The sequence below is a fragment of the Marinicrinis lubricantis genome, assembly GCF_042658665.1.
GTDB lineage: Bacteria > Bacillota > Bacilli > Paenibacillales > KCTC-33676 > Marinicrinis > Marinicrinis lubricantis.
This window is the reverse complement of sequence record NZ_JBHSQV010000075.1, coordinates 1-1,355: the sequence shown is the minus strand read 5'-3', so window position 1 is coordinate 1,355 and position 1,355 is coordinate 1. Positions and strand designations below refer to the sequence as shown.

Below are 1,355 nucleotides of genomic sequence, written 5' to 3'. Positions count from 1 at the left end.
GTCGTGAAAGAGCTTGGACACATGTTCAATGTAAGCAGGGATCCCTTTTGTCCGATCTCGGCCGTGATGGCGGTTGCGGATGAGTTCGCCCTTACGATGGAGGCACAGGGTGTGCTCTGCCAGGATCTGTCCAGTGTCTTCCTCATAGATGACGAGGCGATTGTCCTCTGTCACTCGTACAGCAACTTCTTTGTCGGTTCCATCATACGTGCCAAGCGGAACACTATACCGGTTCGATTCGTACCAAATGGTGTTGTCCTTCCGCACAGTCCTTGTTATACTTGAGCTAATTGTTGTTTTTATTTTTTTGTGGACTGGGCGGAGATGCGCTTTTTCTAAGGCGTATACTTCGGCCGGTATTTTTTTGGTCGTATGATGCACCTTGGCGTTGCCTGTACGGTTTAACCATGCTAGGCACTGCTCATTGAGCTTGTCGATATTGGTGAATGGACGATGTCTTGCAAAGTTGCGTTTGATGAATTTCACCACATTCTCGATTTTGCCTTTACTCTCGGGATCCGCTTTGCGGCACATGTAAATCCGAAAGGTGCGCTCTTCCACGTACTTGGCAAACTCATGGGTCAAGATAAGATCCCCGTGGTTCTCACTCGTTAACAGCAGGTGGTCTTGGTCATAGACGATCTCTTCGGGAAGACCGCCATAGAACGCAAAAGCCTGTTCATGCGCCTCTACGACATCCACGGTTGTAAACGGCCTATCCTGCCATAGAGCATATTTGTACCTCGAACGAGATAAGACAAAGGTGATGAACCATAGTCTGACCAAGTGCCCTTCAGGATGTCTAAGCTTGGTTTCCCCGAAGTCTACCTGCATCTGCTTGCCCATCGGGAGTTCTTCTACCGCTTCGTGTTGCCTGATTCGCTTCGCCTTAGGGATCCCGTATTCCATCCTCAGTCCTCTAACATAGCTTCGAACGGTGCTTTCAGCGATTTCCATGCCTTCATGACGTTCCTTCAGCCAATCCATAACCTGTGCAGCAGACAAGTCCGGAAACTCCCGCAACCAGCTGATAATCTCCGTTGCGAAAGAGTCTAGCTTCTTAGAACGAGACTCAAGGCCATCTAGAAACTGCTTGTACTCCTCTACCGTCATGTCCCACAACTTGATTACCGTATTCCTGGATACATCCAGGTTTCTTGCAACCTGCGATTTCCTCAACCCTAATCTTTTCTGTTCTTGAACCGTGAAGTACATAGGCCACCTTTCTTCTTTCCTCATACCGCTTCCCCCTGATGCTAGAATTACCAGTTCTATGATATCTTAATAGGAAGGGTATGGTAAGTTTTGTTCATTCTTATTTAGCGGAATCCGTTGATTCTAGTTTAGCGGTTACA

1 protein-coding gene is annotated in these 1,355 nt (G+C 47.8%); it reads right to left on the bottom strand.

Annotated elements, in window-relative coordinates; all coding sequences use genetic code 11:
* A partial coding sequence (gene istA / locus ACFPXP_RS08110) for an IS21 family transposase (protein WP_379893732.1) occupies positions 1–1,239 on the bottom strand: 1,239 nt, incomplete at its 3' end.
* Between the last annotated feature and the right edge of the window lie 116 nt (positions 1,240–1,355).